This is a genomic window from Rhodoblastus sp. (assembly GCF_052145335.1).
Taxonomy (GTDB): Bacteria; Pseudomonadota; Alphaproteobacteria; order Rhizobiales; family Beijerinckiaceae; genus Rhodoblastus.
The window spans coordinates 1-3085 of record NZ_JBKQOU010000369.1 but is presented as its reverse complement, the minus strand read 5'-3'; the positions used below and the strand labels follow the sequence as shown (position 1 = coordinate 3085).

The 3085-nt window shown below is 59.8% G+C and carries 3 protein-coding genes; all 3 read left to right on the top strand.

Going from position 1 to position 3085, the window contains the following annotated elements:
- Positions 1–1031, top strand: a 1031-nt coding sequence (locus ACLP2E_RS21885) for a cobyrinate a,c-diamide synthase (RefSeq protein WP_442467116.1), incomplete at its 5' end; no start/stop codon positions are given.
- The gene (gene bluB / locus ACLP2E_RS21880; RefSeq protein WP_442464438.1) at positions 1028–1672 is read left to right on the top strand and encodes a 5,6-dimethylbenzimidazole synthase; all 645 of its coding nucleotides are present in this window, start codon (positions 1028–1030) and stop codon (positions 1670–1672) included. The genes ACLP2E_RS21885 and bluB, both read left to right, overlap by 4 nt.
- A gap of 130 nt (positions 1673–1802) precedes the next feature.
- Positions 1803–1994 carry a hypothetical protein gene (locus ACLP2E_RS21875; protein ID WP_442464437.1) on the top strand — a complete coding sequence of 64 codons (192 nt, stop codon included), beginning with the start codon at positions 1803–1805 and terminating at the stop codon, positions 1992–1994.
- Positions 1995–3085 lie beyond the last annotated feature (1091 nt).

Here is a 3085-nt window from a genome sequence, read left to right as displayed (position 1 = left end):
ACGGCGTTCCGGCGGCATTAGGTCGCAGCGGCGCCTCCGCCGATGTCGCCGCCGCCCTCGGCCTGCCGGTCCTGCTGGTTCTCGACGCCTCGGGCCAGGCGCAGACAGCGGGCGCCATCGCCAAAGGCTGCGCTTTATTCGATAACCGAGTAAAAATCGGCGGGGTGATGCTGAACAAAATAGGCAGTCCCCGCCATCTGCTTCTCGCAAAATACGGCGTCGAAGCCGCGGGCCTAAGGGTCGTCGGCGCGTTGCCGAAACAGGCAGAGATCATACTGCCCGAACGTCATCTGGGCTTGGTTCAGGCGAGAGAGACGGCGCAACTGGAGGCGCGCCTCGACGTTCTCGCGGCTTTCATCGAAAGCCATGTCGATCTCGACGCGGTGCTGGCGCTCGCCGCGCCTCTCGCCTTGCCGCATGTCGCGCCCCGCGCGCTAACGCCGCCGGGCCAAAGGATCGCCATTGCCCGCGACGACGCCTTCTCTTTCCTCTATCCGCATCTTCTCGCTGACTGGCGGGCTCGCGGCGCGGAGTTTTGCTTCTTCTCGCCGCTGGCCGACGAGCCGCCAGAAAAAAATTGCGACGCCGTCTGGCTGCCGGGCGGCTATCCCGAGCTTCATGCCGGACGTCTCGCCGGCAATTCCGGCTTTCTCGGAGGGTTGCGCCAGTTCGCGCAATTAAAGCCGGTGCATGGCGAATGTGGCGGCTATATGGTTCTCGGCCAAAGCCTGACCGACGCCGATGGAACAACTCACGCCATGGCGGGGCTGCTCTCCGTCGAAACGTCCTTCGCCAAACGCAAGATGACGCTTGGCTATCGTGACGCTACGCTGCTGTCCGATTGCGCTTTGGGGCGCCAAGGGCAAAAATTGCGTGGCCATGAGTTCCATTACGCCAGCATTGTCGCGCTTGGCGCGGATGAGCCTATGGCTCTCGCCGCCGACGCCTACGGCGGCGAGCCGGAGAGTAGCGGCTCGCGGCGGGGGCGGGTCTCGGGAAGTTTTTTCCACTGCATCGCGGAGGTTTCATGAGTTCGCAGCTGCCTGTCTTCGATGGAAAGTTCCAGGCCGAACTGGCGGAACTGATGCGCTGGCGTCGCGATGTGCGGCGGTTTCGCCGGGACCCGGCGTCCGAGGAACTGATCGATTCCCTGCTCGACCTGGCCCAGCTGGCGCCCTCGGTCGGCAACAGCCAGCCCTGGCGAATGATTCGAGTAGAAAGCGCGGCCAAGCGCGAAGCGATCCGCAACAATTTTCTCTGCAGCAACGCCGAAGCCCTGGCGGCGCAGCAGGGCGAGCGCGCCGCTCTTTACGCGCGGTTGAAACTGGAAGGGCTCGACGCCGCGCCGGTTCAGCTGGCGGTGTTCTGCGATCATGCGACGACGCAAGGGCATGGGCTGGGCGTGCGCACCATGCCGGAAACGCTGGACTATTCCGTCGTCGGCATGATCAACGGTCTTTGGCTGGCCGCGCGGGCGGCCGGCCTCGGTCTCGGCTGGGTGTCTATCCTCGATCCGGAACAGGTCCGCATCGCGCTGGATGCGCCGGAATCCTTCAAACTCATCGCCTTCCTCTGCATCGGCTGGCCCGAGGAGGAGCATATCGATCCCGAACTGGTGCGCTGCGGCTGGCAGGATCGCACCGCCGCCGGGCGGCGGGTGGTGGTTATCTGATCCCGCCTTTCTCGCCGGCGTTAGCAAATCGCTAACCAGCGATCGCTATCACTTGGTAATGGCATGAATGATCGGCCTCCCCTCGGACGCCGGCGCCGTGGCGAATGAGTTTGGTTCGCAGGAGAGATTCATGAGTCAGTTCCCCATAGTTTTCGCCGATCGAGGCAGACCGCTGAAGCGGAAGAACCTCCGTCTGGCCGCCATCCATTCTGTCGCGCAAGTGCTGGCGACCACGGGTCTCGTGGTCTTGCTGATTGGACTCGGCTGGATTTTCGCGACTGGCGACGACGCGGCGCTGACGCGTCTCATCGGCATGGTCTGAGTCGTCGCGCTCATACCGACCTACATGGGTGAGAACACATCGCGGCTGGCCAGGAGCGGCGACTTGGCCGCAATTCGTGTCCTGTCCCCGAATTCCCGCGCGTAAAAGTGAAAGTGAAAATGGCGCGATAAAAACGCCATTTGCCGGGCGGCAAGTGTTCTTGTTATGTTCCACGTGAAACACTTATGGGCGCGGCTTGCCGCCGTTGCGCGTTTCTCCTTGAGATAACGGGATTTTCTAAAGCCCACCTTCGGTCCACGCGAGAGCCGGAAAGCTTCGGTCTGCGTCGGCACAAAATACAACCTTGCGGTTGAGTCTGATGAAAGCGGATAAAAACGAACGAAAAACAGCGGAATTTGACGCGTTTTCGCGCAAACTAATCAAAAAATCGGGCGTTTTTTCACCTTTTCTCCACCCGGTCCGCATTCGTTTCATTTTACAACCTGAGCGCGATTTCCGGGCTGCGAGATGTTGCGGCTAGAGGCGAGCATCTGAAATTTGCTGACTGCGAAGCGCAGCCATAGGAGGGCTGCAACCGGCTCATTGCTGAACTTCCTGATCGGGTTGGCGACCGTCGTGTCGACCCCATTGCTGCCTTTCTGGCTTTTGAATTTTTTGTATGGCATATCCGCTATTGAAATTGCTGATTAGCGTTGGAAATCAAGGCCGACGCTTGCTGCGCGAAGGCCGATCCATCACAGGCTTCAACGTTGGTGCGAACACTGACGCGTCTGCAGGGCAGACGATTTCATGTGCACATTCATCTGATCCCGCGTCGCGACGGCGGCATGTCTGATCCTCGCGGCGGTGTTCGCGGGGTGATACCCAAGAAGCAAAGATATTGATTTCCCGTTCGTGGGTGTCGATGGCCCTTTGGCTGCTTCGCGCTTAATTGACCAATCTCATTGTTTGAGACGATTTCACGTGCTTTAAGCATGGCTTACGCTTATCAAGCCAGCCGTGGCTTGCAACCGCACGCGTCTGTTGAAACGCACTGTCGGGGGGCATAGTGATGAAATTTATCTCTGGCGATTACGTCAGTCAGCTTACTAATCGTTTTCAAGCAAAAAATCGGTTTATGCAAATTGCAA

Bases quoted from the DNA above. Each gene is read 5' to 3' on its own strand.
- ACLP2E_RS21875 (WP_442464437.1), top strand. From the start codon at position 1,803: ATGAGTCAGTTCCCCATAGTTTTCGCCGATCGAGGCAGACCGCTGAAG.
- bluB (WP_442464438.1), top strand. From the start codon at position 1,028: ATGAGTTCGCAGCTGCCTGTCTTCGATGGAAAGTTCCAGGCCGAACTG.